The 25,970-nt window shown below is 52.2% G+C and carries 26 protein-coding genes; 16 read left to right on the top strand and 10 right to left on the bottom strand.

Going from position 1 to position 25,970, the window contains the following annotated elements:
• Positions 1–16: 16 nt before the first annotated feature.
• Positions 17–250, bottom strand: a complete 234-nt coding sequence (locus ABYP33_RS07150; protein WP_373089886.1) for a BolA family protein — start codon at positions 248–250, stop codon at positions 17–19.
• 120 nt (positions 251–370) lie between these two features.
• Entirely contained in the window at positions 371–1,045 is a 675-nt protein-coding gene (locus tag ABYP33_RS07145; RefSeq protein ID WP_373089884.1) for a phospholipid-binding protein MlaC, read from the bottom strand.
• 192 nt (positions 1,046–1,237) lie between these two features.
• On the opposite strand from ABYP33_RS07145, the gene ABYP33_RS07140 reads away from it, so the two are divergent.
• The 12 genes from ABYP33_RS07140 (at position 1,238) to yjgA (ending at position 10,237) form a co-directional block, all read left to right on the top strand.
• Entirely contained in the window at positions 1,238–2,212 is a 975-nt protein-coding gene (locus ABYP33_RS07140; protein WP_373089882.1) for a KpsF/GutQ family sugar-phosphate isomerase, read from the top strand.
• A 13-nt stretch (positions 2,213–2,225) separates the two neighbouring features.
• Positions 2,226–2,747 (top strand): KdsC family phosphatase, encoded by a 522-nt coding sequence (locus ABYP33_RS07135; RefSeq protein WP_373089880.1) that lies wholly within the window; start codon positions 2,226–2,228, stop codon positions 2,745–2,747.
• Between the two features lies 1 nt (position 2,748).
• Positions 2,749–3,315 carry an LPS export ABC transporter periplasmic protein LptC gene (gene lptC, locus ABYP33_RS07130; RefSeq protein WP_373089878.1) on the top strand — a complete coding sequence of 189 codons (567 nt, stop codon included), beginning with the start codon at positions 2,749–2,751 and terminating at the stop codon, positions 3,313–3,315.
• Positions 3,302–3,880 (top strand): lipopolysaccharide transport periplasmic protein LptA, encoded by a 579-nt coding sequence (gene lptA / locus ABYP33_RS07125; RefSeq protein ID WP_373089876.1) that lies wholly within the window; start codon positions 3,302–3,304, stop codon positions 3,878–3,880. The genes lptC and lptA overlap by 14 nt, the downstream gene beginning before the upstream one ends.
• 2 nt (positions 3,881–3,882) lie before the next feature.
• Positions 3,883–4,608, top strand: coding sequence for an LPS export ABC transporter ATP-binding protein (gene lptB / locus ABYP33_RS07120; RefSeq protein WP_373089874.1), 726 nt, complete (start codon positions 3,883–3,885; stop codon positions 4,606–4,608).
• Positions 4,609–4,750: 142 nt separating this feature from the next.
• Positions 4,751–6,247, top strand: coding sequence for an RNA polymerase factor sigma-54 (locus ABYP33_RS07115; RefSeq protein ID WP_373089872.1), 1,497 nt, complete (start codon positions 4,751–4,753; stop codon positions 6,245–6,247).
• A gap of 81 nt (positions 6,248–6,328) precedes the next feature.
• Entirely contained in the window at positions 6,329–6,616 is a 288-nt protein-coding gene (gene hpf, locus ABYP33_RS07110; protein ID WP_373089870.1) for a ribosome hibernation-promoting factor, HPF/YfiA family, read from the top strand.
• 33 nt (positions 6,617–6,649) lie between these two features.
• Entirely contained in the window at positions 6,650–7,099 is a 450-nt protein-coding gene (locus ABYP33_RS07105) for a PTS sugar transporter subunit IIA (RefSeq protein ID WP_373089868.1), read from the top strand.
• Positions 7,099–7,956 carry an RNase adapter RapZ gene (gene rapZ, locus ABYP33_RS07100; RefSeq protein WP_373089865.1) on the top strand — a complete coding sequence of 286 codons (858 nt, stop codon included), beginning with the start codon at positions 7,099–7,101 and terminating at the stop codon, positions 7,954–7,956. Before ABYP33_RS07105 ends, rapZ begins: the two co-directional genes overlap by 1 nt.
• Positions 7,957–7,966: 10 nt before the next feature.
• On the top strand, positions 7,967–8,236 hold the full coding sequence (locus ABYP33_RS07095; protein WP_373089863.1) for an HPr family phosphocarrier protein: 270 nt from the start codon (positions 7,967–7,969) through the stop codon (positions 8,234–8,236).
• 109 nt (positions 8,237–8,345) lie between these two features.
• Positions 8,346–9,704, top strand: coding sequence for a magnesium transporter (mgtE, locus tag ABYP33_RS07090; RefSeq protein ID WP_373089861.1), 1,359 nt, complete (start codon positions 8,346–8,348; stop codon positions 9,702–9,704).
• Positions 9,705–9,721: 17 nt separating this feature from the next.
• Entirely contained in the window at positions 9,722–10,237 is a 516-nt protein-coding gene (gene yjgA, locus ABYP33_RS07085; protein ID WP_373089859.1) for a ribosome biogenesis factor YjgA, read from the top strand.
• Between the two features lie 8 nt (positions 10,238–10,245).
• Here yjgA and ABYP33_RS07080 read toward each other — a convergent pair whose 3' ends face one another.
• The 7 genes from ABYP33_RS07080 to ABYP33_RS07050 are packed head-to-tail and all read right to left on the bottom strand — an operon-like array spanning position 10,246 to position 19,398.
• The gene (locus tag ABYP33_RS07080; RefSeq protein ID WP_373089857.1) at positions 10,246–11,046 is read right to left on the bottom strand and encodes a carbon-nitrogen hydrolase family protein; all 801 of its coding nucleotides are present in this window, start codon (positions 11,044–11,046) and stop codon (positions 10,246–10,248) included.
• A 5-nt stretch (positions 11,047–11,051) separates the two neighbouring features.
• Entirely contained in the window at positions 11,052–14,912 is a 3,861-nt protein-coding gene (locus ABYP33_RS07075; RefSeq protein ID WP_373089855.1) for a YhdP family protein, read from the bottom strand.
• Between the two features lie 50 nt (positions 14,913–14,962).
• Positions 14,963–16,426: a ribonuclease G gene (gene rng, locus ABYP33_RS07070; RefSeq protein WP_373089853.1), complete on the bottom strand. Its 1,464-nt coding sequence runs from the start codon at positions 16,424–16,426 to the stop codon at positions 14,963–14,965.
• Positions 16,427–16,430: 4 nt separating this feature from the next.
• Positions 16,431–17,003, bottom strand: a complete 573-nt coding sequence (locus ABYP33_RS07065) for a nucleoside triphosphate pyrophosphatase (protein WP_373089851.1) — start codon at positions 17,001–17,003, stop codon at positions 16,431–16,433.
• Between the two features lies 1 nt (position 17,004).
• The gene (mreD, locus tag ABYP33_RS07060; protein ID WP_008251656.1) at positions 17,005–17,490 is read right to left on the bottom strand and encodes a rod shape-determining protein MreD; all 486 of its coding nucleotides are present in this window, start codon (positions 17,488–17,490) and stop codon (positions 17,005–17,007) included.
• Between the two features lie 3 nt (positions 17,491–17,493).
• The gene (gene mreC / locus ABYP33_RS07055) at positions 17,494–18,327 is read right to left on the bottom strand and encodes a rod shape-determining protein MreC (RefSeq protein WP_373089902.1); all 834 of its coding nucleotides are present in this window, start codon (positions 18,325–18,327) and stop codon (positions 17,494–17,496) included.
• A gap of 33 nt (positions 18,328–18,360) precedes the next feature.
• Positions 18,361–19,398 carry a rod shape-determining protein gene (locus ABYP33_RS07050; protein WP_008251661.1) on the bottom strand — a complete coding sequence of 346 codons (1,038 nt, stop codon included), beginning with the start codon at positions 19,396–19,398 and terminating at the stop codon, positions 18,361–18,363.
• A gap of 263 nt (positions 19,399–19,661) precedes the next feature.
• On the opposite strand from ABYP33_RS07050, the gene gatC reads away from it, so the two are divergent.
• The 4 genes from gatC to ABYP33_RS07030 all read left to right on the top strand — a co-directional run bounded on the left by gatC (position 19,662) and on the right by ABYP33_RS07030 (position 23,254).
• Positions 19,662–19,949, top strand: a complete 288-nt coding sequence (gene gatC / locus ABYP33_RS07045; RefSeq protein WP_373089849.1) for an Asp-tRNA(Asn)/Glu-tRNA(Gln) amidotransferase subunit GatC — start codon at positions 19,662–19,664, stop codon at positions 19,947–19,949.
• 69 nt (positions 19,950–20,018) lie between these two features.
• The gene (gene gatA / locus ABYP33_RS07040) at positions 20,019–21,473 is read left to right on the top strand and encodes an Asp-tRNA(Asn)/Glu-tRNA(Gln) amidotransferase subunit GatA (RefSeq protein WP_373089847.1); all 1,455 of its coding nucleotides are present in this window, start codon (positions 20,019–20,021) and stop codon (positions 21,471–21,473) included.
• Between the two features lie 11 nt (positions 21,474–21,484).
• Positions 21,485–22,933, top strand: a complete 1,449-nt coding sequence (gatB, locus tag ABYP33_RS07035) for an Asp-tRNA(Asn)/Glu-tRNA(Gln) amidotransferase subunit GatB (RefSeq protein WP_373089845.1) — start codon at positions 21,485–21,487, stop codon at positions 22,931–22,933.
• A 30-nt stretch (positions 22,934–22,963) separates the two neighbouring features.
• Positions 22,964–23,254 carry a PA4642 family protein gene (locus ABYP33_RS07030; protein ID WP_373089843.1) on the top strand — a complete coding sequence of 97 codons (291 nt, stop codon included), beginning with the start codon at positions 22,964–22,966 and terminating at the stop codon, positions 23,252–23,254.
• Positions 23,255–23,290: 36 nt separating this feature from the next.
• On the opposite strand, the gene ABYP33_RS07025 is transcribed toward ABYP33_RS07030, so the two are convergent.
• Positions 23,291–25,970: hypothetical protein (locus ABYP33_RS07025; RefSeq protein WP_373089841.1), on the bottom strand; the 2,680-nt coding region annotated here is incomplete at its 5' end.

Genomic DNA, 25,970 nt, shown 5'->3' with positions numbered 1-25,970 from the left:
GAAAGTCCCGTCAGCCTCAGGCTTGGGCTTCCTCGGGCGTAATAGCTTTAATATTAATGGCGTGGAGTGAACCGTCGCGTATCCAATCATTGACTGCAGCATAAACCAATTGCTGGCGCTTAACAGCGCGCAGGCCAGTAAATGCGGCACTCACAACCCGAACATCAAAATGACTGCCGTCGCCGCTAACAGCCACGTCACTCTCGGGAAAGTGCTCTGAAAGGCGCTGTTCGATATGGTCTGTTTGCATGACAATTCTACCTGTATTCTTCACTTGCGATATCAAGCGCGGAATTGTACGCAATTGCGGTCAACATGGCGAGACGAATACCTAAACGCGCATTCATCCCGCGCCATTAAAACGCCAGATTTATTTTGCCGCCTGTTCTTCCATCACCGCTTGCGGGGCGACAGTCCAATTGGCAATAACCTTGTCAATATCACCATTATACTGTTTAACCGCAGCATCAAACTGATTCTGATAAATGCGGCCTAAGTTCAAGCCTTCTATCACCACATTGCGCAACTTCCAGCTGCCATCAGAGCCTTGGCGAAGGGTGTACATAACTTGATAAGGCTTGGCGCGCTCACCATAAATATTTTGACGCACACCAACGCTACCCGTTAAATCGGCGTCATCGGCCAGCGGCAGCACTTCGATACGATTACCGTTAAAACCAAGCAGGCCTTTAGCATAGGTATTGATTAAGCCGTCTTTAAAGTTATTGGTAAAACGCATCACCCGGTCGCGAAATTTAGCGCGCTCAGCATCCGTCTTCAGGCTCTCGTAATAACCCCGGCTGCCATATTTACCCATTATGCCCCGCGCGAAACTCTGAAAATCGACAACCTCATCCATTATTCGGCGCACTTCACCGGTAAAACGCTCAGGGTCTTTATCTACATAGCTACGCGCACCTTCGATAACCTTCACCAGCTCTTGGGTAGTATCAGCCACCACTTCGTAGGGGCCCTTCTGCGCCGCAGATACCTGCGCTGATAGACCAACAGCCATAAATGCCGCCAGTAAAATTCGCTTAAACATATCATTCCCTCAATAATTTTTAACCGCACAAACACGGCACAACACTGCTAACAGCTAGCTTCGACCCTCTTTTACAGAAATGTCTCCCGCATCGGAGGTCAGCTAATCCTGTTATTTTGTCACATTGGAAATTATCATAGCCAACATTAGCCCCCGCTTAACGGGCAATTTCAATAATTCAGGTAACCCCGAGTGACCAATAACACATCATATACCAGCTCAGCGCTGCGCGTTATCCGCATGGAGCGCGACGCCGTTGCCGTCCTCGCCAACCGCATAGACGAGAGCTTCAGCCAAGCCTGCGACATTTTAATGGGCTGCAAGGGCCGCGTCGTGGTTACCGGCATGGGCAAGTCGGGCCACATCGGCAATAAAATTGCCGCCACTCTTGCCAGCACCGGTACGCCGGCCTTCTTTGTTCACCCCGGCGAGGCGAGTCACGGCGATCTGGGCATGATCACCGCTGGCGATGTTGTGATTGCGCTCTCCAATTCCGGTACCACCGGCGAATTAATCACTATTTTACCGCTGTTTAAGCTCCTCGCTGTGCCCGTCATTGCATTAACCGGCAACCCAAACTCAGAACTCGCCACCACCGCTGACGTGCATTTAAACGTCGGCGTGGCCGAAGAGGCTTGCCCATTAAATCTCGCACCGACCTCGAGCACCACCGCCACCTTAGTAATGGGGGATGCACTGGCGATTGCCTTATTAGAAGCAAGAGGTTTTACTGCCAATGACTTCGCCCTATCCCACCCCGGTGGCGCGCTGGGCCGCAGGCTAATCCTAAAAATCGACAGTATTATGCACACTGGTGACAGCATTCCCAAGATTAGCTTAGGCAGTGCACTCAGTGGTGCACTTCTGGAAATGAGCAGTAAAACGCTAGGCATGACCACCGTGGTTGACCAAGCTGGCGTGCTTGCCGGCATTTTTACCGACGGCGACCTGCGCCGGGCCATTGATCGCGGAATTGATATACACAAATGTCCCATCGATGACATTATGACCCGCAATTGCCGCACCGTTAAACCTGGCACCATGGCCGCTGAAGCGCTGCGTATCATGGAAGACAATAAAATTACGGTATTGGTCGCTGTCAATGCAGACGGCCACCCGGTCGGTGTCATCCACACTCACGACCTGCTCAAAGCAGGCGTTGCTTAGGAATCCGAGCACCATGAACAGCGTTATTGAGAAAGCAAAAACCATCAAGCTCTTGGCCATGGATGTCGACGGCGTGCTGACCAACGGCAGCCTGTACTTTGGCAATAGTGGCGAAGAGATGAAAGCATTTAGCATTCTTGACGGCCTCGGCATTAAATTACTCCGCGATGCGGGTATTAAACCCGCCATTATCACTGGCCGCTGCTCTGAACTGGTTAAGCGTCGCGCTGGTGAACTCAAAATAGAGCTTATTTACCAAGGCCGCGAAGACAAACTCGTCGCCTTAGAGGAGCTCCGCGCTGATCTCGACCTTAAGATGAGTGAAATTGCCTACGTCGGCGACGACCTACCCGATCTTTCTGCTATCCGCAAAGCTGGCCTAGGCATTACTGTTGCCAATGGCCACGAATTTGTCGCTCGCCACGCCGACTGGCAAACCCGCGCCGCCGGCGGCAGCGGCGCTATCCGTGAAGTCTGTGAGCTAATCCTTACCGCTCAAGGCAAACTCAATAGCGCGCTGGAACAATACCTCTGACATGAAGCAAATCAAATTCACTGTATTCTCCGTGTTGTCGGCCATTACCGCCATGGCAGGTATTATTGTCTACCTAACCCAATTCAGTGAAAGTGGTAAGCTGAGCATTGTTGAGCGTTTTGAGGCGGTTCCCGATGCCGACTCTCACCTCACCCAAGTCGATGGCATCAAATACAGCCGCGATGGCGAAATCGCCTATAAATGGCGAGCAAGCAGCGCAGAGCGATTAATTTCCGATGGTTCAATCTCATTGCAAGCCCCCTCTTATATCGGCAATATCGCAGACCAACGACCGTGGACGGCAAGCGCTAAGACCGGCAAGCTATCCCAAGACGGCGAGCAATTAACCTTACTCGACACTGTACTGGTAAAAGATTTAATCCGGCAGGCGCAAATAACAACGGAATTACTGCGAATAAATCTAGCGAACAGCGAAGTGAGTACTGACCAGCCATTGACCCTGTCTTTGCGCAATGGCAAAACTCACTCACTCGGCATGAAAGCCAGTATGAAAAATGAACGTGTTGAACTCCTTGACCAGGTAAAAGGCCACTATGACCCTATTTAAAGCCGCGCTCGCCATCACGCTTACCTTGAGCGTATGCAGCACCGCGCTGAGCTTGCCCGATGACCGCAAACAAGCCATCAATCTGAGTTCCGATAAGGCAATTTACGAAAACAACCAAGGTGTTTATATCGGTAACGTCAATATGAGTCAGGGCTCGCTCAAGATCCGCGCCGACAAACTGACCATTATTGAGTCAAACCGAAAAGTTGAAAAAGTGATTGCCGAAGGCAGCCCCGCCTACTTTGAACAACAGCCCCGGGCCGAAGAGGGGGTCGTAATCGCCAGCGCCCAGCGCATTGAATACAGCTTGGCACAAGAGGAAATCCTTCTCCAAAAGAATGCCTCGATTACCCATCAAGGCTCCAAAATTTCCGGCGACCGCGTGGTGTACAGCGGCCGCAAGCAGATGGTGGTGGCCGATGGCGGCACTACAGAAAAAGAGAATCGGGTGAAAATGACCCTCCAACCCCAAGCAATCCCTGACGGCGACTTGCCTGGCGGTGACGCCAACAACACAACGACCAAACCCACCCCTGACAACGCCCCTAGCGGAGAATCGCGCTAACCATGCCAGTTCTGCAAGCCAGCAATCTCGCCAAGGCCTATAAGGGCCGCGAAATCATCAAAGATGTGTCACTCACCATCAGCAGCGGCGAAATAGTCGGCCTACTCGGCCCCAATGGCGCCGGCAAAACCACCTGTTTTTATATGATTGTTGGCATCGTTAATGCCGACCGGGGCACGATCAGCCTCGATGATCGCGACTTAACCAAACTGTCAATTAATGGCCGCGCCAAAAACGGGGTAGGCTACTTGCCACAGGAAGCGTCGATTTTTCGCAAACTGACCGTCGCCGATAATATTATGGCCATCCTCGAGACCCGGAAAGACCTCAATCGCACGCAGCGCAAGGAAAAATTAGAGGCCCTGCTTCAAGAATTCCACATTACCCATATTCGCAAATCAATGGGTATGGCGCTGTCTGGCGGTGAACGTCGCCGAGTTGAAATTGCCCGCGCGCTGGCCACCGAGCCCAGTTTCATCCTCCTTGACGAGCCCTTTGCAGGGGTCGACCCGATCTCGGTAAACGACATTCAAAATATTGTAAAGCACCTGCAGGCGCGGGGTATTGGGGTACTCATCACTGACCACAACGTCAGAGAAACCCTCGACATTTGCGACAAGGCCTATATCGTTGGCGAAGGCCGTATCATTGCCGAAGGGGACGCCAACACGGTATTAAGTAATCAGATTGTCCGTGACATTTACCTAGGCGATAAATTTACCTTATAAGTTATGCAATGAATAAATGAGTCGGCACAGGTATTGCAGGAGATGACTGTCCCGACTACACTGAGAGCGAGGCATAATTGTTGCCGGTGGAGTAAAACCTATTACTCGTGTTGCCATCACCCCGTTGTAGAAGCCACTGCCTATGAAACAATCGCTACAGCTCAAAGTCGGTCAAAGCCTGACCATGACACCTCAGCTGCAACAGGCGATTCGCTTATTACAACTCTCCACCCTCGATCTCCAACAGGAAATACAATCTGCATTGGATTCCAATCCACTGCTTGAAATCAGTGATGACAGCGACGATTTTGAGGTCAATACCGAGCCCACGTCCGCCGAACCCAAAAAAGCAGAGAAAAGCAGCGACCAAGAGGCCGAAGCCCCGCAACCTGAAGCCGACGCCGAGTGGGCCGAACGCAGCGACATCCCTGACGACCTACCGGTCGACAGCCAGTGGGACGACGTTTACCAAACTAGCGGCACTAGCAGCGGCTCCGGCAGCGGTTCGGCACCGGAAGACAACGACTACAGCAACGACTATCGCAATTCCAGCGCAGACTCCCTACAAGACCATTTACGCTGGCAACTCAACCTCAGCCGCCTATCCGATATTGACCGTTTAATTGCCGATGCCATCATCGACGCCATTGATGACAATGGCAGGTTAACGGTCACCGCAGAAGAACTTGTCGAGGGCTTTGCCAGTGACGAAATCGAAATCGAAGAGTTCAATGCCGTTTTACATCTCATTCAGCAATTTGATCCGCCGGGCGTAGCCGCCCGCGACTTGCAAGAGTGTTTATTAATTCAGCTCAAACAATTACCCGCCGATTCCTATTTAGTTGAAGAGGCCCGTCTTGTCGTAAGCCAGTATATGGCGCAATTGGGCAATCGCGACTATAACCAGATAATGCGTCGCTGCCGCTTAAAAGAAGACCAGCTTCGCGACATTATAAAACTGGTGCAATCGCTTAACCCCACACCGGGTGACAGCATTGGCGCCGACGAAACTGAATATGTCGTCCCCGATGTGTTTGTAAGCAAAAAGGATGATCGCTGGTTGGTGGAGCTGAACCCTGATATTGCACCCAAAATTCAAATTAACGCGCACTACGCGGCACTGGCTAGGAAAAGCAGCAATAGCAGTGATAACGACTATATCCGCGACAATTTGCAAGAAGCGCGCTGGTTTATCAAAAGCCTGCTCAGCCGCAATGAAACCCTAATGAAAGTCGCAACCAAAATTGTTGAATACCAGCGCGGCTTTTTAGAATACGGCGAAGAAGCCATGAAACCACTGGTTTTACACGATATTGCCGAAGCGGTTGGCATGCACGAATCCACGATTTCACGGGTAACGACCCAAAAATACATGCACACCCCAAGAGGCATTTTTGAGCTTAAATTCTTCTTTTCCAGCCATGTATCGACCGACACCGGCGGTGAGTGTTCATCGACGGCTATTCGCGCGTTAATTAAAAAGCTAGTGGCGGCAGAAAACCCCCGCAAACCCCTAAGCGACAGTAAAATTACCGACTTACTCGGCGAGCAAGGCATTCAGGTTGCCCGCCGCACCATTGCAAAATATCGAGAATCACTGGTTATTCCGCCCTCAACCGAGCGGAAACGACTGGTATAGTGACAGTGCCCCTGTTACGGTCATTGTCGTCATACACGCGCCGTGAGGCGCTAGTTATTTTCAGCGATGAAGGAGCAAAATATGCAGATTACTGTTAGTGGTCACCACGTTGATGTTACCCCGTCTCTTCGCGATTACGTCAATACCAAGCTCGGCAAACTTCAACGACACTTTGACAACATCACTAATACCGACGTCACCCTGTCAGTAGAAAAGCTGATCCAAAAGGCCGAAGCCACCGTGCACGTCGCCGGCGCCGACCTATTTGCCACCTGCGAATCGGAGGATATGTACGCGGCGATCGACAGCCTGACCAACAAACTCGATCGACAATTAATCAAACACAAAGAAAAAACGCTCGGCCGCTAAGGCCCTTGACCTAACCCATTGTTGCAAAAAACCATGACACTCAATTCCATTCTCACCTTAGGACGCACCCACAGCGGTGCGTCCATTACCAGTAAAAAACGACTTCTTGAATTCATTTCAGCCGGTATCAGCGCAGATAATAGCGAGTTTGACGCCGACGAATTATTTAATGAGCTATTAGCGCGGGAAAGATTGGGTAGTACCGGTATTGGCCATGGCGTCGCCATTCCTCATTGTCGGAGTAACCGCTGCACCGCGATCACAGGCATGCTACTCAAGCTCGACCAAGCCATCGATTTCGAGGCGGTAGACGACCAGCCGGTCGACTTGGTGTTTGCTCTTATCGTGCCGGCAGAAGCACACGACGAACACCTTAAAGTCTTAGGGGCGCTTGCCACCGCCTTCAATGAAGAAAACTTTCGCAGCGAGCTGCGTAGTGCCACTTCTGACCAAGCCCTCTTTGAGCGAGCACTACAAAGCTAATGGAACTCATCATCCTCAGTGGGCGCTCAGGTTCCGGCAAAAGTACCGCCCTGCACCAACTGGAAGATGAAGGCTTCTATGCCATCGACAATTTGCCCGTATCCCTATTACCCGAGCTGGTTCGTGAGCTGTCACAAAGCCCACTGAAAGTGCACCAGCAGGTCGCCGTGTGCATCGACGCTCGCAACGCCCAAGATGGCCTCGCGCGCTTCAAAAACCTGTGCGATCAGGTCAAGCAATACGCCCACCTGCGGATCGTCTTTCTCGACGCCGGTGACGACAAACTTATCAAGCGGTTTAGTGAAACTCGTCGTCGCCACCCGCTAACCACTGACTCGCTGCCACTGGCCGATGCCATCAAACTAGAATCTCGTTTACTGGAACCCATTGTGGTCGAAGCCTCACTGGCAATCGACAGCAGTGACATGACGGTACACGAACTCCGCGCGGCAATTCGCGACCGTATTCTCGGTGTCGACGCCAGCCGCCTTGCGGTGCAGCTTAAGTCTTTTGGTTTTAAACGCGGCTTACCGATTGATGCCGACCTTGTGTACGACTTGCGGATGCTGCCCAACCCCCACTGGCAAGATAATTTACGCAGTCTGACAGGTCGAGACCAAGCCGTGCAGGCGTTTCTCGCCAAACAGTCTGATGTGCAATTGATGCATCACGATATTCTGCAATATCTGCAAACGTGGCTACCCAAAATTGAAGCCAGTAATCGCAGTTATTTCACTATTGCGGTTGGTTGCACCGGTGGTCAACATCGCTCAGTATATATGGTTGAATCCTTGGCAGAGGCCATGCGTAACGCCTACCCAGACTTACAAGTTCGCCATCGCGAACTCCAGAAGTAGAGAAGACACGATGGTCGAAGCAGAACTCAAAATCATCAATAAGCTCGGTTTGCACGCCCGCGCCGCTGCCAAACTCGTTGCCACCACAGGTGCGTATAGCTCGCTTATCACCCTGCGCATTGGCGACAAAAGTGTCGACGGCAAAAGTATTATGTCAGTGATGATGCTCGCCGCCGGAAAAGGCAGCGACATTCACGTTCGCTGTGAAGGAACCGACGAGACTGCAGCCCTGAGCGCAATACAAGACCTGATAAATCAACGCTTTGGTGAGGGTGAGTAAGAAACTTTATTTCATCTGAAATTAGCTAGTGGATTGTTGCGCGCCGCGCTTTCAAGGATAATTGGCAAGATATCTCACAAATCCACCACGGCTCAGGCTAGGGATAGGTATGGCCCAGACTGCAGACAAGCTACAATCCGAGAGCCAGCTAAAAACCCTTAACGACGCCTTGGGTTCCGGCGGGTTTCTGCAAATTCGCCGCATGCTAAACGGTCTTCCCCCCGCAGACGCCGCCCACTTAATTGAATCAACGCCGCACAAAATCCGTAGTGTCTTGTGGCAGCTTATCGACGCTGAGAATGAAGGCGACATCCTTCAACATCTCAATGACGAAGTCCAAAGCCAATTCCTACGGCAAATGGACGCCGAAGAAGTCGCGGCCATCACCGAAGGCCTCGAAGCCGACGACATCGCCGACATTCTCCAGCAATTACCAGACCGCGTAATTCGCGAAGTTCTGGAATCAATGGACCACCAAGATCGCCTGCGCGTAGAACATGTCTTGTCCTTTGACGAGGACACTGCTGGCGGCTTGATGAACACCGACACAATTACCGTGCGGCCAAACATCACCCTCGATGTCGCGATGCGCTATTTGCGCCGCCATGAAAGCCTGCCAGAGATGACCGACAGCCTGATCGTCGTCAACCGCAACGATCAGTACATCGGCATACTATCACTGCGCAAACTGCTGGTATCTGACCCCAGCGTGACCGTGCGGGAAATCATGGACACTGAGGTGGAGCCGATCTCCGCCAGTATGTCGTCAAAAGAGGTCGCCACGCTTTTCGCCCGCCACGACTGGGTCTCGGCCCCGGTCATCGGCGAAGACAGCCTATTGCTCGGCCGTATCACCATCGATGACGTAGTTGACGTTATTCGCGAAGAATCTGACCACTCCCTAATGAGTATGGCGGGTTTAGATGAAGACGAAGACACCTTCGCCGCCGTGTGGAGCACCGCGCCGCGCCGGGCTATATGGCTGGGTATTAATTTACTCACCGCCTTTATTGCCTCTGGCGTCATCAACTTGTTTGAGGCCACCATAGAAAAAGTGGTGGCGTTGGCGGTACTCATGCCAATTGTGGCCAGTATGGGTGGCGTCGCAGGCACCCAAACCTTAACAGTGGTGATAAGGGGTATGGCTTTGGGCCATATCAGCAAAGACAATAGTCGCTGGCTCATTAACCGCGAAATTATGGTCGGTGCAATAAACGGCGGCCTCTGGGCTTTGATCGTTGCGGGTGCCACTACCGTGTGGTTCGGCGATCCACTGATGGGCGGCATTATTGCCGCCGCCATGATTATTAATTTAATTACCGCCGCGCTAGCGGGGGCTGCTCTACCGCTGGCAATGAAATCCTTAAATATTGACCCCGCCCTCGCTGGCGGCGTAGTACTTACCACGGTTACCGATGTTATCGGCTTTATGTCCTTTCTCGGCCTAGCAACCTATTTTTACGCTTAACAGCAACGGATTTTAATGTGACTGACGAAATACCCGAATCAGAGCGCCCCAGTAAAACGGCGGTAAAAAAAGAGATGCAAGCCCTCCAGCAGTTGGGGGAAAAGCTCGTTAAACTCAGCAATAATGAACTGGCCAAAATAACGATTCACGATGAGCATCTCATCGAGGCGCTAAGCACCGCCCGAAAGTTGACCAGCCGTGAAGCGCTGCGCCGCCAGCTCCAGTATATTGGCAAGCTGATGCGCGGAATCGACCTCACAGAGATTGAAGCTGGCTTAGCCAAACGCGAAGAAGGTCAACGTGAGCAAGCTCAGCAATTCCACCGTTTAGAACTACTGCGCGATGAACTCGCCGAGACGGGTATCAGCGCCATAGAAAAGGCTCTAAACGTCTACCCCCATGGCGATCGTCAACGTCTGCGCCAGCTGGTAATGCAAATAGACAAGGACGCACAGGCAAAAAAACCGCCCGCTGCTAAACGGAAATTATTCCAATATTTGAAAGAACTTCAGGCCGCCAAACCTGCTGACTAATGGCAAAGTTATAAACGGCGGTGCTGGGCAACTGGCATTCGCTTGCGCAATGCCAGTTGCTCCTCAGCGTCATAGTTAGCAATAACCGTGCAGGCGCCCAAGCCCGCCTCAGCCAAGACCTGCCCCCAACTGTCAATAAGCACAGAACCGCCCGAGGTCTGCCGTTTAGCATCGTGGATACCGCCTTGGTTAGCCGCTACCACAAAACATTGATTTTCAATTGCGCGAGCACGAAGCAGAGGCAACCAATGCGCCCAGCCGGTGCTGCGGGTAAACGCCGAAGGCAGGGCAATAATATCAACCCCTTGATCCTGCATAAGCCTGAATAGCTCTGGAAAACGCAGGTCGTAACACACCGCCACGCCCAGCTTGCCCAGCTCGGTATCGACAACCAGTACGCTGTCGCCCGGCGCATAGGAATCAGACTCCCGATAGCGGCCTTGGTCATCACCAAGCTCGGCGTCAAACAAATGTATTTTGCGGTAACTGCCAAGACAGACACCATTCGCAGCATAGACAAGACTCGTCGCGTACACGCGACCGTCTTCCGCCGGGGTAGGAATAGTGCCACCGACTACAATAAGCTGATGACGCGCTGCCAGTGCACTGAGGAATTGCCGCAAATTCAAGTCGACAGCCTCGGTAGCCGCTAGCGCGGCGATGTCGCGACGGCCAAACAAAGCAAAATTTTCTGGCAGGACCACCAACCTTGCACCACTGCCCGCCGCCTCTGCAACCAGGGCTTCCGCCCGTTGCAAATTCGCGTCCAAGTGGGCCCTGGACACCATTTGAATCGCCGCTAATCGCACCACGATTACTTTAAACTCGGCTTGCCGGTGTTACGACTTTGCGGCGTACTAATATCAAAGGATTCGTCGTCAAAAATATTTTTAAAAATCAATTCAGGCTCCTGAATAGTACCCGAAATTTCATATACCGCACTGGAAAAACTGTCCATCTGCTCTTCAAAAACCTTGCTCACCACATAGGCTCCGGCCGCCGCTGGCAAGCCTCCCACCAACGCCGCCATCCAGGGTAAATTACTGCCCACCGGCAAGGTGGCAACTAAGCGCAAATCAGGCACCTCGGTGCGCAAATTAATGGCGCCCGTCATCTGGAAACGGCTCGACGGCCCATGCACATCCAGTGGTGACGATAAGTGCAGCTGACTATTCACGAGATTCAAGCCGCCCCGCATGCGGTCAAAATAAATGCCTTTTTTAAACACGTCGCGGAAATCAAACTTTAAGCGACGCACAATATTGGCCATATTGAAGATACTAAAAATTCGCAGAGTGCCACTGGCCGCATCCGAGGTTTTTAAAAACCGGCCATCTTTAAAAGAAAAGCTAAATTCGCCCTCACTGTCAGCGAGCGTCCACTCGCTGGGCGCTCCCGGCCACTGCAAATTCAGATCAAAATTACCACGCCGAGTTTCCATTACCCTTGGGTAGGAGAAACCCTCTAAAACATCACCTAGGTCAGCCACGCCAAATTGGCCCCGCAACTGGGATGTATTTTGGCCATTCTCATCCTGTAGCCAATGCAAATTAGTACTGCCAGCCACCGTTGCCAACTCAATCCCCCGCAAGCTGCCACGCACATTATAAAAATGTGCGCCGTCGATATCACTGCGTAAGTCAAAGCCGAGCCTCCCCATCATTTCATCGCCAATGCTCAGTTTCACAATATCTAGGTCGACGCTCGGCAGGCTTCGCGGATCCACTCCCGCTAGGGAATTAGCCGTAGAATCCCTTGGCGAAGGCAAGCTCAAGTAGTCTAATGTCAATTTATAAACGTCACCTGCCGCACTCCCGGCCCGGGGAATGTGAAGGTCGCCAAGTACCTGCGGGCTATTAATATGCAACAACCACGCATAGGGATCACTGCGCAAAGAAATTTGCGCAGCCTCCAGTAAATTATCGAAAACCATCACTTCATCGATATAGAGGTCTTTAACACTAAACGCTAAACCCGCTTCTGAACTCGCATTACTGGCAGCCAACTCAGCATAGCGGTCATAAACCCGCCGCCACTGGTCAAAATCAGCAAACGCGAGTCGGCCACCTATCAGCATTTTTCCAGGGCTTAAATCTCGCCAGGTATTCGGCTTAGACGCCGCCCCCACGTGTAAATTTGCGCTAATCGCAGCACCGTCTTGAAATCCGAGTAATAAACTCAATTGCTCAGCCAAGTCGATATGCATCACTTGAAGGCCGCCGCCAAAGGGCAGGCTTATTTTTACATCGCGTTTTTTATCCGCCGCTTTATACAATGGCTGCGGCAGCAGAATATCCACCCCTCGCAAATCAGACGTCACTGCTAAGCCGGCGTCCGAACCGGTCTGAATATGCAGTTTGACCGCCGTGCTACCGCGGAAAAAGCCCATTGCAGGTTGGGCAGTCCAATGCCCAATATTAGCCATATTGATATTGCCGTTAACATCGACAGCGAGCTGCCCGCCGCGCTGCGTAATACTGGCCGTAATAGGCTCGCCAAACAGCTTAGCGCCTAAACCTCGGCTCTGGATGCCGCCCTCGGTCTGATAGTGTAAATGGCCAATTACATCGTTTAAGGTCAAACGATAATTGCGCATTTCAATCGTGTTGAAATTAATATCGGCGTCGATGCTGACATCAATTTTCGGTGTCTCGGTCAGGGCCATTTGTAACGCGAAATCGACGTCAGCATCACCTTCACCACCCCACTCATCAAAAACATTGCCGACAGATTGATGAAGCGGCGTTTCAGTGAATAAACGCTGGGCCTGTGTAAAGTTTGGCCGCGCATTGGCACTAACATCTAATGTAAACAGGCCTTCCGTATCCGGCCCTATTGCCACGCGCAGATCGTCCACCGCTAAGCCATCGAGCTGAGCGGCGCCGGCCACCGTCGCAGTAACCAGGGCATTGTCAATTAAGACCTCGGCGTTAGCAGCGGTAATGACGGGCCAGCTGGGGTGGAATGCGAGTTCGATATCGCTTAAGTCCAAATGCAATTGCACTGCAGGGCGGTCCTCAGTAGACGCCAGCAGTGAACCCCGATAAATAAACCCCGCAGTATTGGCACTGCCTGCGCGGATGCTTTCGCCTAGCCAATCAAGCAAACCATCACTCAATACCGTCGGTGTAAACCGTCGGTGCAAGGTGACATCGGCATCCTGTGCACCAATGACTAAGCTCATCTGGGGCTCGACATCTGTATCTTTGTGCAGTGGCAAGTTCAATCGCAATAATGCCGATATAGGCACGCCCTGATTGTCGGCTTTTATCAAGCCACTACTGAGCGCCAAATAATCGTCATCAAGCGCCCAATTCAACTCGGTTTTGACGTTTTGCAAATCGAAGGCCTGCTCATAAAGATGCGGAAAATCCAAGGCGAGGCGAGGCGCATCCAAGAGTAGCAAACCCCGCCTCGGTGCAATTTCCATATACCCAGACAAGCCCTTTGCACCAGGGGCACCCTGCCAGGGCTCCACACTTAAGGCATTGGCTTGGGCGCGTAAGTTAAAGCCTTCAAATCCTGTAGGCGAAATGTGCAAATCTAATTGGATATTATCCAAGCTTCCCTTGGGCGCCAATTCCGCCAGCGTCATTTGCAGCGCTGGGCTCAGCGCCTCGCTTTCGAGCAACAAGGTGTTAGCAATATTAAGGTCGAGCTGCGGCAGACTAAATTGCCACCGCGACACTTCGGGCCGCTGCACAGACACGCCAGCCAGATCCAGTTGCAGGTCTTGCCAACGCGCATCAAATTCAGAAAAGCCAATTTGCCAGAAACCATCGCGGTGACTACCTTTAAACCGCATATTCACATCATTAAGCACGGTACCCTGAGAATTCCACAGTACACCCAAAGACAGCGCCGGGGTCTTTAATACGCCACTGATACTGATCCGCTGCGCCTGCCGCCAGCTCAACCACACCTCGCCACTGAGTTCGCTATCAATCAACGGTGCACTGTCTTTAAATAACGGCGTTAATGCGCTTAAACGACTATTAGCAATGGCTAAATACACGCTGGCGCTAAAGCGCTCGGTATTGCGGGGATCGCCGTAGGATTCAAGTAATAACTGAATATCGCCATCACTGTCAGTATTTAACTCGGCATAGGCTCGGCGAAATGTATCATCGCTGCGCAAAAAGAAATCCCGCATGCTTATTTGGGTTTGATTGCCATTAGCGTAGTGAAGCTTTACCGAAAACGATTCTAGGGTGGCATTGCGCACACCCAACACCGAGTCAATCAAGGTGTCGGGACTGCCGCCGCTCTCCGTAGCTAAGCCCGGAATATGCCATTGCCCAGCGCGATCCTGTTGTAAATCTAGCGCGAGTTTCGCCACTTTAATCTGGCGAATTTTCGGGGTGCCAGAAAAGAGCGTGGCAAGTAAATCTATTTCAATACGACCGCGATCAAAGCGCAGAGCGCCACTTTCACCGAGTTGAAATTCAAGTAATTCAATAACTGGAGACAAGCCCGCCCAGCTACCATATATCGCGCTGGCTTTCAGCGGAATGCCTGAATACGCCTCAGCACGCTGAAATATTTCGTCCTGATAGCGGTCAACTAAACCAATATACTGCCGCCCCAAACTGACATAGAGGGCGAGCAAGACCAATACCAGCAGCGCGGTACCCCAAAGCAAGCTGTAGAGTTGTCGAAATAAGCGCCCGAGCATCACCATTCACCCACAGTGATCGCCGTGCAGACTCACACCCATCGCCAGAATCACAATAGCACCACATCATATTGCTCTTGGGTATACACGGCTTCAACTTGAAAGCGGATACTCGCGCCAATAAACTCTTCTAAGTCAGCGACGCTCGACGACTCTTCGTCGAGCAAACGATCAACCACCTCTTGGGATGCCAGCACCAATAAGCGTTTACTCTCGTAAGCTCTCGCCTCGCGCAGTATTTCTCTGAACACCTCATAACAAACGGTTTCCGGCGATTTCATCGAGCCGCGACCATGGCAGTAACGACAGCTCTCACACAGAATATGCTCTAAGCTTTCGCGGGTGCGCTTACGGGTCATTTCCACCAAGCCCAACTCTGACACTCCCGTGATCGAGGTCTTGGCGTAATCCTTTTCCATGGCCTTTTCCAAGGCTCGCAAGACTTGGCGACGATGTTCAGGGTCTTTCATGTCGATAAAATCAATAATGATAATACCGCCGAGATTGCGCAAGCGCAGCTGCCGCGCCAGCGCCGCCGTCGCCTCTAAGTTCGTCTTAAAAATGGTTTCTTCAAGATTGCGATGACCAACAAAGGCGCCGGTATTAATATCAATGGTGCTCATGGCTTCAGTTTGATCGATAATCAGGTAGCCACCCGATTTCAACTCAACCTTGCGGCCAAGGGCTTTCTGAATTTCGTCTTCAACACCATAGAGATCAAAAATCGGCCGCTCGCCGGGGTAATATTCAAGCTGGGAGACTATTTCCGGCAGGTAATCCTCAGCAAATTGCGCCACTCGCTGAAAATTTTCTTTGGAGTCGATACGGATTTTTTCCAAGCCTGGCCGCACCAGGTCGCGCATGGTGCGCATAAACAGCGGCAGGTCTTCGTAAATGACGCTGGGCGCGACATCGCGCTTCATCCGTCGCTCAACCGCCACCCATAAACGTTTTAAAAATTGCACATCGGCGCGCATTTCATCTTCGCCGGCGCCCTCTGCGGCCGTGCGTAGAATATAGCCGTCCCGCAAGTCACCGCTCTCATCAAGAGCTTCTAATTCCAATAAATCGCGCAGACGCTGACGTTCAACGTCGTCATCAATTCGGTGCGAAACGCCAATATGCGCGGCGTTAGGCATATACACCAAATAGCGCGACGACACGGATAAGCGAGTTGTTAAGCGCGCACCCTTGGTGCCCATGGGATCTTTGCTAACCTGCACCGTCAGCAATTGGCCCTCGCGAATTTTAGTGCGAATATCCGCGTGTTCACCGTCGGCGCTATCTAAATTGGCTATATCCGAAGCGTGAATAAAGCCTGTGCGCTCCAAGCCAATGTCAACAAAAGCGGCCTGCATACCCGGCAAAACCCGAACCACTTTACCCTGATAGATATTGCCCGCAATACCCCGAGAGCGACTGCGCTCAATATACACTTCCTGCAACACGCCATTTTCGACCACGGCAACCCGAGTCTCGACCGGCGTGACATTGATCAAAATTTCTTCGCTCATGGCCTTACTCTAACCCGATTCCGGCATTACTCAATAAAACCGCCGTTTCATATAATGGTAGCCCCACCACTCCGGAATAACTGCCAGAGATGTGTTGCACAAACTTTCCCGCAGCCCCCTGTATTCCGTAGGCTCCGGCCTTGTCGTCGGCATCACCGGTAGCGACATAACGATGAATCTGCTCGGCATTTAGATCGCCAAAAGTGACATCGGTCACCGCCAAGCTCAATCGCAGCTGGCCCTTCGCATAGAGCGCAACCGCGGTCATAACCTGATGCGTACGTCCACTCAATCGCGTCAACATTGCCCGAGCCTGCGCCCGATTTTCCGGCTTACCTAAAATATCGCCATCGACAATCACCGACGTGTCAGCGGCGATCACCGGCGCCAGTCCAACGCGATCTACCACCGCCATGGCCTTCTCCCTAGCCATGCGCCGCACATACTGGGCCGCCTCTTCGCCGGCGTGTGGCGTCTCATCAATATCGGCGACAACCACCTCAACGGCAACGCCAATCTGCGCAAGTAATGCCTTCCTGCGCGGTGACTGCGACGCCAGCATCACTATTTCAGACATTTCAGTAGACCGCAAACAAACGCTGCAACCAAGCAATGCTCGGCCGCAAGAACAACCACAAGAAACCGGTACTTATAATGGGTAAAAACACCAGCCAATGCGTTTGGGCAACACCGTTGATATTTTGTGCCCACTGATCGACTAAAATATGGAAAAGTTCCAACAAGGAAATAAACGCAGCCTGTTTACGCAAACTAAACATACGCAAACGCTGGTACGAGACTTGAATAATGTAGGCAATGACGGCCAGCGCAAACGCATTCTGCCCCAACACCACGCCTTGCAAAATATCCAGCACCATACCGCACAGCCAACTGGCAAATACGCCAACCCGCTCCGGCAACGCCAACAGCCAATACACCAAGGTCAATAACAGAAAATCCGGACGGGCCCAAGCCCAATCACCGCTCAGCGGGGAAATACTCAGCAGCAGCGCTGCCAACAAACTTACTACGACAAACCACAGTCCGTGCGCATGCGATTCCACGCGCTACTCCTCCGACTTCTGCTCACTGAAAACCAGTAAGACATTACGACTGCGATCGAGCTGCGCCATGGGCCTCGCCCGCACTTCGGCAAAGGACTGACCGGGGTCAATGGATACGTCGGTAACCTCACCAACCGGATAGCCACCGGGGAAACGGCCGCCCAGACCTGAACTAACCAAAAAGTCGCCGACTTGAATATCGGTGGTAGCCGCGACATGAGTCAAGGTCAACTCGTCTATAAGTCCGGTGCCTTCAGCAATCGCCCGTAAACCATTGCGGCTCACTCGCACCGGCAAGGCGTGGGCGCTATCGGTAATTAATAACACCCGACTCTGCAATAAACCGACTTCTATAATTTGACCGAGCAAGCCGGTCGCATCAATCACAGGCTGACCAACAAAAGCGCCATCACGGCTACCTTTATCTACGACCAGCTGATGACGGTTAGGGTCCGAGGCAACCGCCACCACTTCGGCCACGACAACCGTGTCGTTAAGACGCTCGGCAGAATTCATTAACTCTCGCAACCGCACGTTCTCAGCGCGCAGCTCAATGTATTTTTGCAATTTGGCATTCAGAATTAAGGACTCAGCGCGCAGCCGCTCGTTATCGTCCATTAGCTCACGACGCGTACTGAGCATATCACTAAATTCACTCAGCATTTTACTCGGCACATCAACTACCCAGTAGAATGGCGCAGCAACAAGTGACAATTGAGTGCGCACCGGCGCCATAAAGTCCAGTCGTTGGCCGACCAAAATAAGCGCGAGCGCGATACCACCAAACAGCAGTAAGCGCCCGCCAACCGAGGACTCATTCGAGAATACCGGTTTAATTGCCGCGTCCTCCCTCTACAGGGCGAATCATTATTACTCTGCAGACAATATATCGAGATGGTGCCGATCCATCATTTCCAGCGCCTTGCCACCACCGCGGGCAACACAGGTCAATGGATCTTCGGCAATAATAACTGGCAGTGCGCTTTCATCGGCAATTAACTGATCAATGCCGCGCAACAGCGCACCACCGCCAGTCAGGACAATACCGGTTTCGGCGATATCCGCAGCTAACTCAGGCGGCGACTGCTCCAGCGCGCGTTTAACGCCTTGAATAATCACCTGCAGAGGCTCCTGCAGTGCTTCAAGTATTTCGTCGCTGTTCAAAGTAAAACGACGGGGAATGCCCTCGGCTAGGTTGCGGCCGCGCACATCAATTTCACGCAGCTCACTGCCGGGGTAGGCGCAGCCAATTTCCTGCTTAATTCGTTCGGCCGTCGCATCGCCAATCAAGCTACCGTAAGTGCGGCGCACATGGGTGACAATCGCTTCGTCGAAACGGTCACCACCAACGCGCACTGAGTCGGAATAGACGACGCCGTTCAAAGAAATAATAGCAATTTCAGTGGTACCACCACCAATATCCACCACCATCGAACCCGAGGCTTCACCAACCCGCAGACCAGCACCAATTGCGGCGGCCATAGGCTCTTCGATTAAACGCACTTCACGCGCACCGGCACTGAGTACCGATTCGCGAATCGCACGGCGTTCAACTTGAGTACTTTTGCAGGGTACGCTGACCAACACCCGAGGGCTGGGTCGAATAAAACTATTTTGATGTACCAATTTAATAAAATGCTGCAGCATTTTCTCAGTCACTTGAAAGTCGGCAATAACGCCGTCTTTTAATGGCCGAATGGCGGTGATATTACCGGGCGTCCGTCCCAACATGCGTTTGGCTTCCATACCAACCGCCTCAATGGTTTTCTGACCATTGTGTACGCGAATAGCTACTACCGAAGGCTCATCGAGAACGATGCCCTGACCTCGAACATAAATAAGCGTATTTGCTGTTCCAAGATCGATAGATAAATCGTTGGAGAACATGCCACGAATTCGTTTAAACATTAGTATGTATCACCTTATACGGCCCGTATATTTAGACTAGAGCCAGGCTAAAGAGACTCGAAAGATTGCCACCCGGCAATTTTCGCATGCCCCTGAATTGAAAACTTTGCCACTCTATCAATGGCAGGGATTTAGGGCAAGGCGCAAATATGATAAGTTTACGGGTTTACTGCTGTCTGCCAAGCAACCTCGGTGCCACGCTCAAGCAAAACACCGAAAATACACGCCTGCGCCAGCCTATTAACGACGAATTTAGGTGACCCATGAGTTTAGACCAGAACGAAATTAGCAAACTGGCCAGACTGGCGCGTATCAACGTTGCCGACAGTGAAACCGAAGAGCTCAGTCAACGCATTGGCGATATTTTAGATATGGTCGATGTTATGCAAGCAGTGGACACCAGCAATGTCGTGGCCATGGCCAATCCCCACGACGCTGTTCAGCGCCTACGCGCCGACGAAGTGAGTGAAACCAATCAGCGTGAACACTTCCAAGCTATTGCCCCGCAGACCGAAGACGGCCTGTATTTGGTTCCCCAAGTTATTGAGTGAGCCCCCTGGGCACCCAGCTGCCCACCGCGCGACATCCACATTAAACATATTGCCAAGAGCTACATATATATGCCCAATCACACGGTTGCCGACATCCTCCGCGGACTGGAGGCCAAAACCTTCTCCAGCGAAGAAATTACCCAACAGTATTTAGACGCCATTGTCGCCCACGACCCACGGTATAACAGTTATATCACTGTGACCGCTGACGCCGCCTTAGCGCAGGCCCGCGCCGCCGATCAAGCTCGCCAAAAGGGCAATGGCGGCCTGCTGTGCGGCGTGCCCATCGCCCATAAAGATATTTTTTGCACTGAGGGCGTGCGCACCAGCTGCGCCTCCCAAATGCTCGACAATTTTATCGCCCCGTATAACGCCACGATCGTTAGCAAAATGGCGCAAGCGGGTACCGTTACCTTGGGTAAAACCAATATGGACGAGTTCGCCATGGGCTCATCCAATGAAACCAGTTTTTATGGCAAGGTGCACAACCCTTGGAATACCGACTGCGTCCCCGGCGGCTCGTCTGGTGGTTCAGCGGCAGCGATTGCCGCCGGACTCGCGCCAGCCGCGACCGGCACTGACACCGGCGGTTCCATCCGCCAACCCGCGGCGCTGTGCGGCCTAACCGGCATCAAGCCGACCTATGGCCGCGTGTCTCGCTACGGCATGATCGCCTTCGCCTCTAGCCTCGACCAAGCCGGGCCCATGGCCAAAACCGCCGAAGACAATGCCCTGCTCTTACAGGCGATGGCGGGCTTTGATCCGTTGGACAGCACCAGCATGCAGCTCGCGGTGCCTGACTTTGTCGGCAATCTAAACAAAGATCTTAAAGGCTTAAAAATCGGCGTACCGAAAGAGTATTTCAGCGAAGGCCTTGACCCCGCCATCGGCGCGGCGGTTGAAGCTGCGCTGGACGAGTACCGCAAACTCGGCGCCGAGATCAAAGCCATTAGCCTGCCCCACACCCATCTCGCCGTGCCCTGCTACTATATTATTGCCCCCGCAGAAGCCTCGGCGAACTTGTCCCGTTTCGACGGCGTGCGCTACGGCTTCCGCTGCGAAAACCCTAAAGACCTCGACGACCTTTACACCCGCACCCGCGCCGAAGGTTTCGGTGCCGAGGTTAAACGCCGCATTCTCATCGGCACCTATGCGCTGTCATCGGGTTTTTACGACGCCTACTACCGCAAGGCCCAACAGATTCGCCGCCTGATCAAACAGGACTTCGACGCAGCATTTAAGGAGGTCGACATGATCGCCGGCCCCACCACACCAAACCCTGCTTTTGCACTGGGCGAGAAAGTCAGCGATCCGCTAACCATGTACCTTGAAGACATTTACACCATTGCAGTGAATCTGGCGGGCCTACCTGCTATTTCACTCCCAGTGGGCTTTACCCAAGGCAAACCCATTGGCCTGCAATTGATTGGCCGCGACTTTGACGAGGCGAGCCTACTCGCCGCCGCCCATCAATATCAACAACGCAGCGACTGGCACCGTCAAGCCGCGCCCGGCAGCGTATAAAGGACAGCATTATGGAATGGGAAGTAGTTATTGGCCTGGAAGTACACGTCCAGCTCAACACCAAAACAAAGATTTTCTCCGGCTCCAGCACCGCCTTTGGCGCCGCACCCAACACGCAGGCAAGCGCGGTCGATCTGGCCCTGCCTGGCACCCTGCCGGTACTCAATGAACAGGCACTGAAAAAAGCCATACTATTTGGGCTCGCGATCGATGCAGACATCTGTATGGCCTCCGTATTCGACCGCAAAAACTATTTTTACCCCGACTTGCCTAAGGGCTACCAAACCACGCAAATGGACTTCCCCATTGTTGGCCCTGGCATTGTCACCATCAACCTGGCCGACGGCAGCAGCCGCGATATTCGCGTGCACCATGCCCACCTAGAGGAAGACGCCGGTAAATCCTTGCACGAAGATTACCACGGCATGACGGGTATCGACCTCAATCGCGCTGGCACACCATTAATCGAGATTGTCTCGGAACCCGACATGCGCAGCGCTGAAGAAGCCGTGGCGTACTTACGCAAAATTCACTCTATTGTGACCTATCTTGATATATCCGACGGCGACCTATCGCAAGGTTCCTTGCGCTGCGACGCCAACGTTTCAGTGCGTCCCAAGGGCCAAGCGGAATACGGTACCCGCGCCGAAATTAAAAACATCAACTCCTTCCGCTTTGTTGAGCGGGCGATCAAGGTTGAAGTACAGCGCCAAATTGAATTAATCGAAGACGGCGGCAAGGTTAAGCAGGAAACCCGGCTCTACGACAGCGACAAAAACGAAACCCGGGCCATGCGTAGCAAGGAAGAAGCCAATGACTACCGCTACTTCCCCTGCCCAGATTTACTGCCGGTAGTCATCGAGCAAAGCCTAGTAGACCAGCTCAAAACCACCATGCCCGAGCTGCCCGACGCCAAACGTCAGCGCTTTGAGCAAGCCTATGGCTTGTCGAGCTACAATGCCGCTTTGCTCACCACCGAGCGCGCCACTGCCGATTATTTTGAAGCCGCAGCCGATACGGCAGGCGACGCTAAGCTCGCTGCCAACTGGGTAAACGGTGAACTTTCGGCCGCCCTCAACCGCGACGGCCTCAGCATTGCGCATAGCCCCGTTAGCGCAAGCCAGCTCGGGGGGTTAATCCAGCGCATTGTCGACAACACCATTTCCGGCAAAATTGCCAAGCAGGTCTTTGAGGCGCTGTGGAACGGCGAAGGCGACAGCGCCGATGCCATCATCGACAGCAAGGGCTTAAAACAAGTTTCCGACACTGGCGCCCTGGGCGCAATGGTCGACGACGTACTCGCCGCCAATCCCGACCAGGTTGAACAGTTCCGCGGCGCCGATGAAGGAAAGCGCAAAAAAATGCTGGGCTTCTTTGTTGGTCAAATTATGAAAGCCTCCAAGGGTCAAGCCAACCCCGGCGTGATCAACAAACTTTTAAACGAAAAGTTGGGCAGCTAAGCGCCCCCACAAGCCACTAGGTAATCGATTATGAAAAAAGATAAAGAAAAGGTTCTAGACGAAGTATGGACCGAAGACCGGGTTAGAGAGTTTTTGGCCTCAGAGCCCAAAGCAGGTACCGATGCGGATTTTCACGCCCTGCTCAAAGCCTACCAAAGCATGCGCGCCGACGATTTCGAACTGTTTATTGACATGTTTCTAGAGACCAATCGCAACCTCAATGCCACCAACAAAGCCGGTCGCACCGTACTTAGCTACGCCAAAGAACACCGCAACTCCGGCGAGCACGTTGCCGCCTTAGAGGCCAAGGGCGCAGTTTAAGCCCTCCGCCGAGTAGCCAATAAGCCGTTCTGTGGCTTATTGGCTTAGCACAAAACTAAAACACCATTCTTCTCGCTCGCGGCTAAATTTATCCTGAGTAAGCAACTCAGCAACCGATGTAGCGACCTGATAATTCACATTATCCAGCGCCGCAAAATGCGCTTTGCCACAGAGTATCTTTAGATTTTCTTCCAAGCGCCGTTTATCGGAGTCGTGCGTGGTTTTCGTCTCGCGAATTAAATACAGTTTTTTATCATCTTCAAACACCACCGCCCAATCTGGGTTGTAGTCTCCTACAGGGGTCGGAATGGTAAACCAGCGCGGCAGCTTACAAAAAAACCTTACTTTTTCAGCGCCATCTAAGGCCTGCGCCGTTTGCCACTCAATATGCGAATCGTATTCAATATAATCGTAGGGGGTTTGCACAAACTCGCCGTCGTCGGCATGGCGAACCTGATACACGCGGTCGAAATACGACTCTAACTCCGGCTCATTAAACAACTCCATTTTATAGTGTTCACCCGCCAGTTTTTCATAGCGAATGCCGTCTACCAACAACTCGTCTAAGGCCTTATGAATGTATTTACTGGCCGCCGCAATAAACCCTTGGGGATTACTTTTAAATTCCCCTAAGCGCTCGCAGCGCCGCAATATCGCCAGCAAGGTCGCCCGTGTTAACTCGGTTTGTTCCTGTAGGCAGCCAAGTAGATCTGGCAGTGCGGTATGCGAAGCCACATAGCGGGCTTGCGGTGTTTGAATTTGCCGCTCGGCGCCCACGCCAGCCTCGGTCAAACTGGCTTGGGTATGCGCTATGGTTAAGGTCACCGGTTTTACCGCCGGCATCAATTTTAATTTATGGCTGGCCAGATCGATCAATGCCTGGGTATCAAACGCGATAGCATAGCGGGTCTTTTGGCTTATTTTTTCCCACAGCGCTTTAAAGTCTGGATTCAATTCCACGCGCTTGTTATAGCTAAAAGACGTGCGTTTGCGGGCATCTTGCACCCTGCCTGCAAACATAAAGCTGCGCATTTTATCAATAATGTCATTTTCCAGCCGCTGATAGGCGGCGGGCACGTCCAAGCTAAAATATAGATCATCTGGTTTGAACTTGGCGCTAATATCGCCCTTGTCATCCAAATAGCCCTGCGCCTTTAAGGCCTGCCACAAATGGCGGGACTGCTCTTGACCCAGCGGGTCTTGGTTATTCAGCGTCAGCGACGCAAAGGCAATGGCTGGCACACGGCCAAATTTAAAGCCGCCGCCAATATCCTTCTCCATTTCACCCTGTAAGTTTTTGGCGTATTGCTCAAAGGACTCGCTAGCAATCACGGTGAGGCGATTCACCTTGGGGTCGTGAATTCGATCGCCATTAGCATCTACCGCCAAACGCAGACCGCGACCAAGAGTTTGCCGCCGCTCTTTTTCGCTGCCAAATTCACGCAAGCTACAAAGCTGAAAAACATTGGGATTATCCCAACCCTCTTTTAGCGCAGAGTGGCTAAAAATAAAGCGCAGCGCCTCAGACTCATCCAGCAGGCGCTCTTTGTCGCGCATGATTAGCTCATACACCTCAGCGTCGCTGGCGGTATTACCCGTGGTGTCTTTTAGCTCAACCACCTTGCCCTTTTTCTTCACCTCGGCAAAATAGCCATTATGCACCTGCGCTAGCTCTCGCTTTGGCAGGTGGTTAAATAATGGCGACTGCGCCAGTTCTTGATAAGCGTCTTCAAACCACAGCGCCAACTTGCCCTTTTGCACATTACCTTGGTCGTCGTAGTAACGGTAATTGGCAACCTTGTCGATAAAAAATAGCGACAACACTTTGACGGGCAAACCGAGCTTGTGCAAATTGCGCTCTTTTTTAAAATGCTCTTCTACGGTTTGCCTAATTTGCTCCTTGAGTACCTCGTCGTGAATGCCGTCTTTTTCTTGGCTGGGTTCCAACACCACATTATTGGCAAAGCGCACATACTCTGCACCCGCTTCGGCGTAAATCTCGTCTACCACATAGCCTTCATAACCTTGTCGGCTAGTGTGGTCAGACAAATCGGTGCCCTGCTTTAACTTAACGCTTTTTTCTTTAGTGCCATTAGCGCCATTGTCAAAAATCACCACCGTGGCCGACGGGGTTTTGGCTTTGCCGCTATAGCCAATGTGGCTGAGCTTTATATAGTTTTGGTTAATATTGCTCTCGGCTTGAATAGAGGCCACCGAGATTTGCTTAACCAGCTTTAAATCATAAGCCTTAACCGGCCCCAGCTGGTAAATCACATTGTAGGGGTTTTTATGGGTGGCCGAATAACGCAGTGCCAGCAGCGGCTTGAGCTGATTAATCGCGCGCTGCGCTTTTACGGTTGCGTCTACCGATTGGGGTTCGTCAATAATCAATACTGGCCGCACATCTTGAATAAACTCAATGGGCCTTACTCCAGACATTTTGTCTTGCTCGCGGTGAATCACCGCCAGCTTTTTAATCTCTGCGGCACTTAAGTCCTCATAATTTTCAACGTCGCCGGCGTCCCGCATAAAGGCCTGAATATTAATGACCATAATTTGCAGGGTATTCGCGGTCGCGAACTGCCGCACCTTAGACAGGTCTTTTGAATTGTATACGTAGTGGTCGTAGGGCACATTGCGGTACAAGGTTTTAAAGTGCGACTTCATTAAGCGCAGCGACGACAACACCCCCTCGCGAATTGCTACCGAGGGCACC

Source organism: Zhongshania sp. (assembly GCF_041584495.1).
Taxonomy (GTDB): domain Bacteria; phylum Pseudomonadota; class Gammaproteobacteria; order Pseudomonadales; family Spongiibacteraceae; genus Spongiibacter.
Note: the sequence above shows the minus strand (reverse complement) of the source record. Positions and strands in the feature narration are given on the sequence as shown.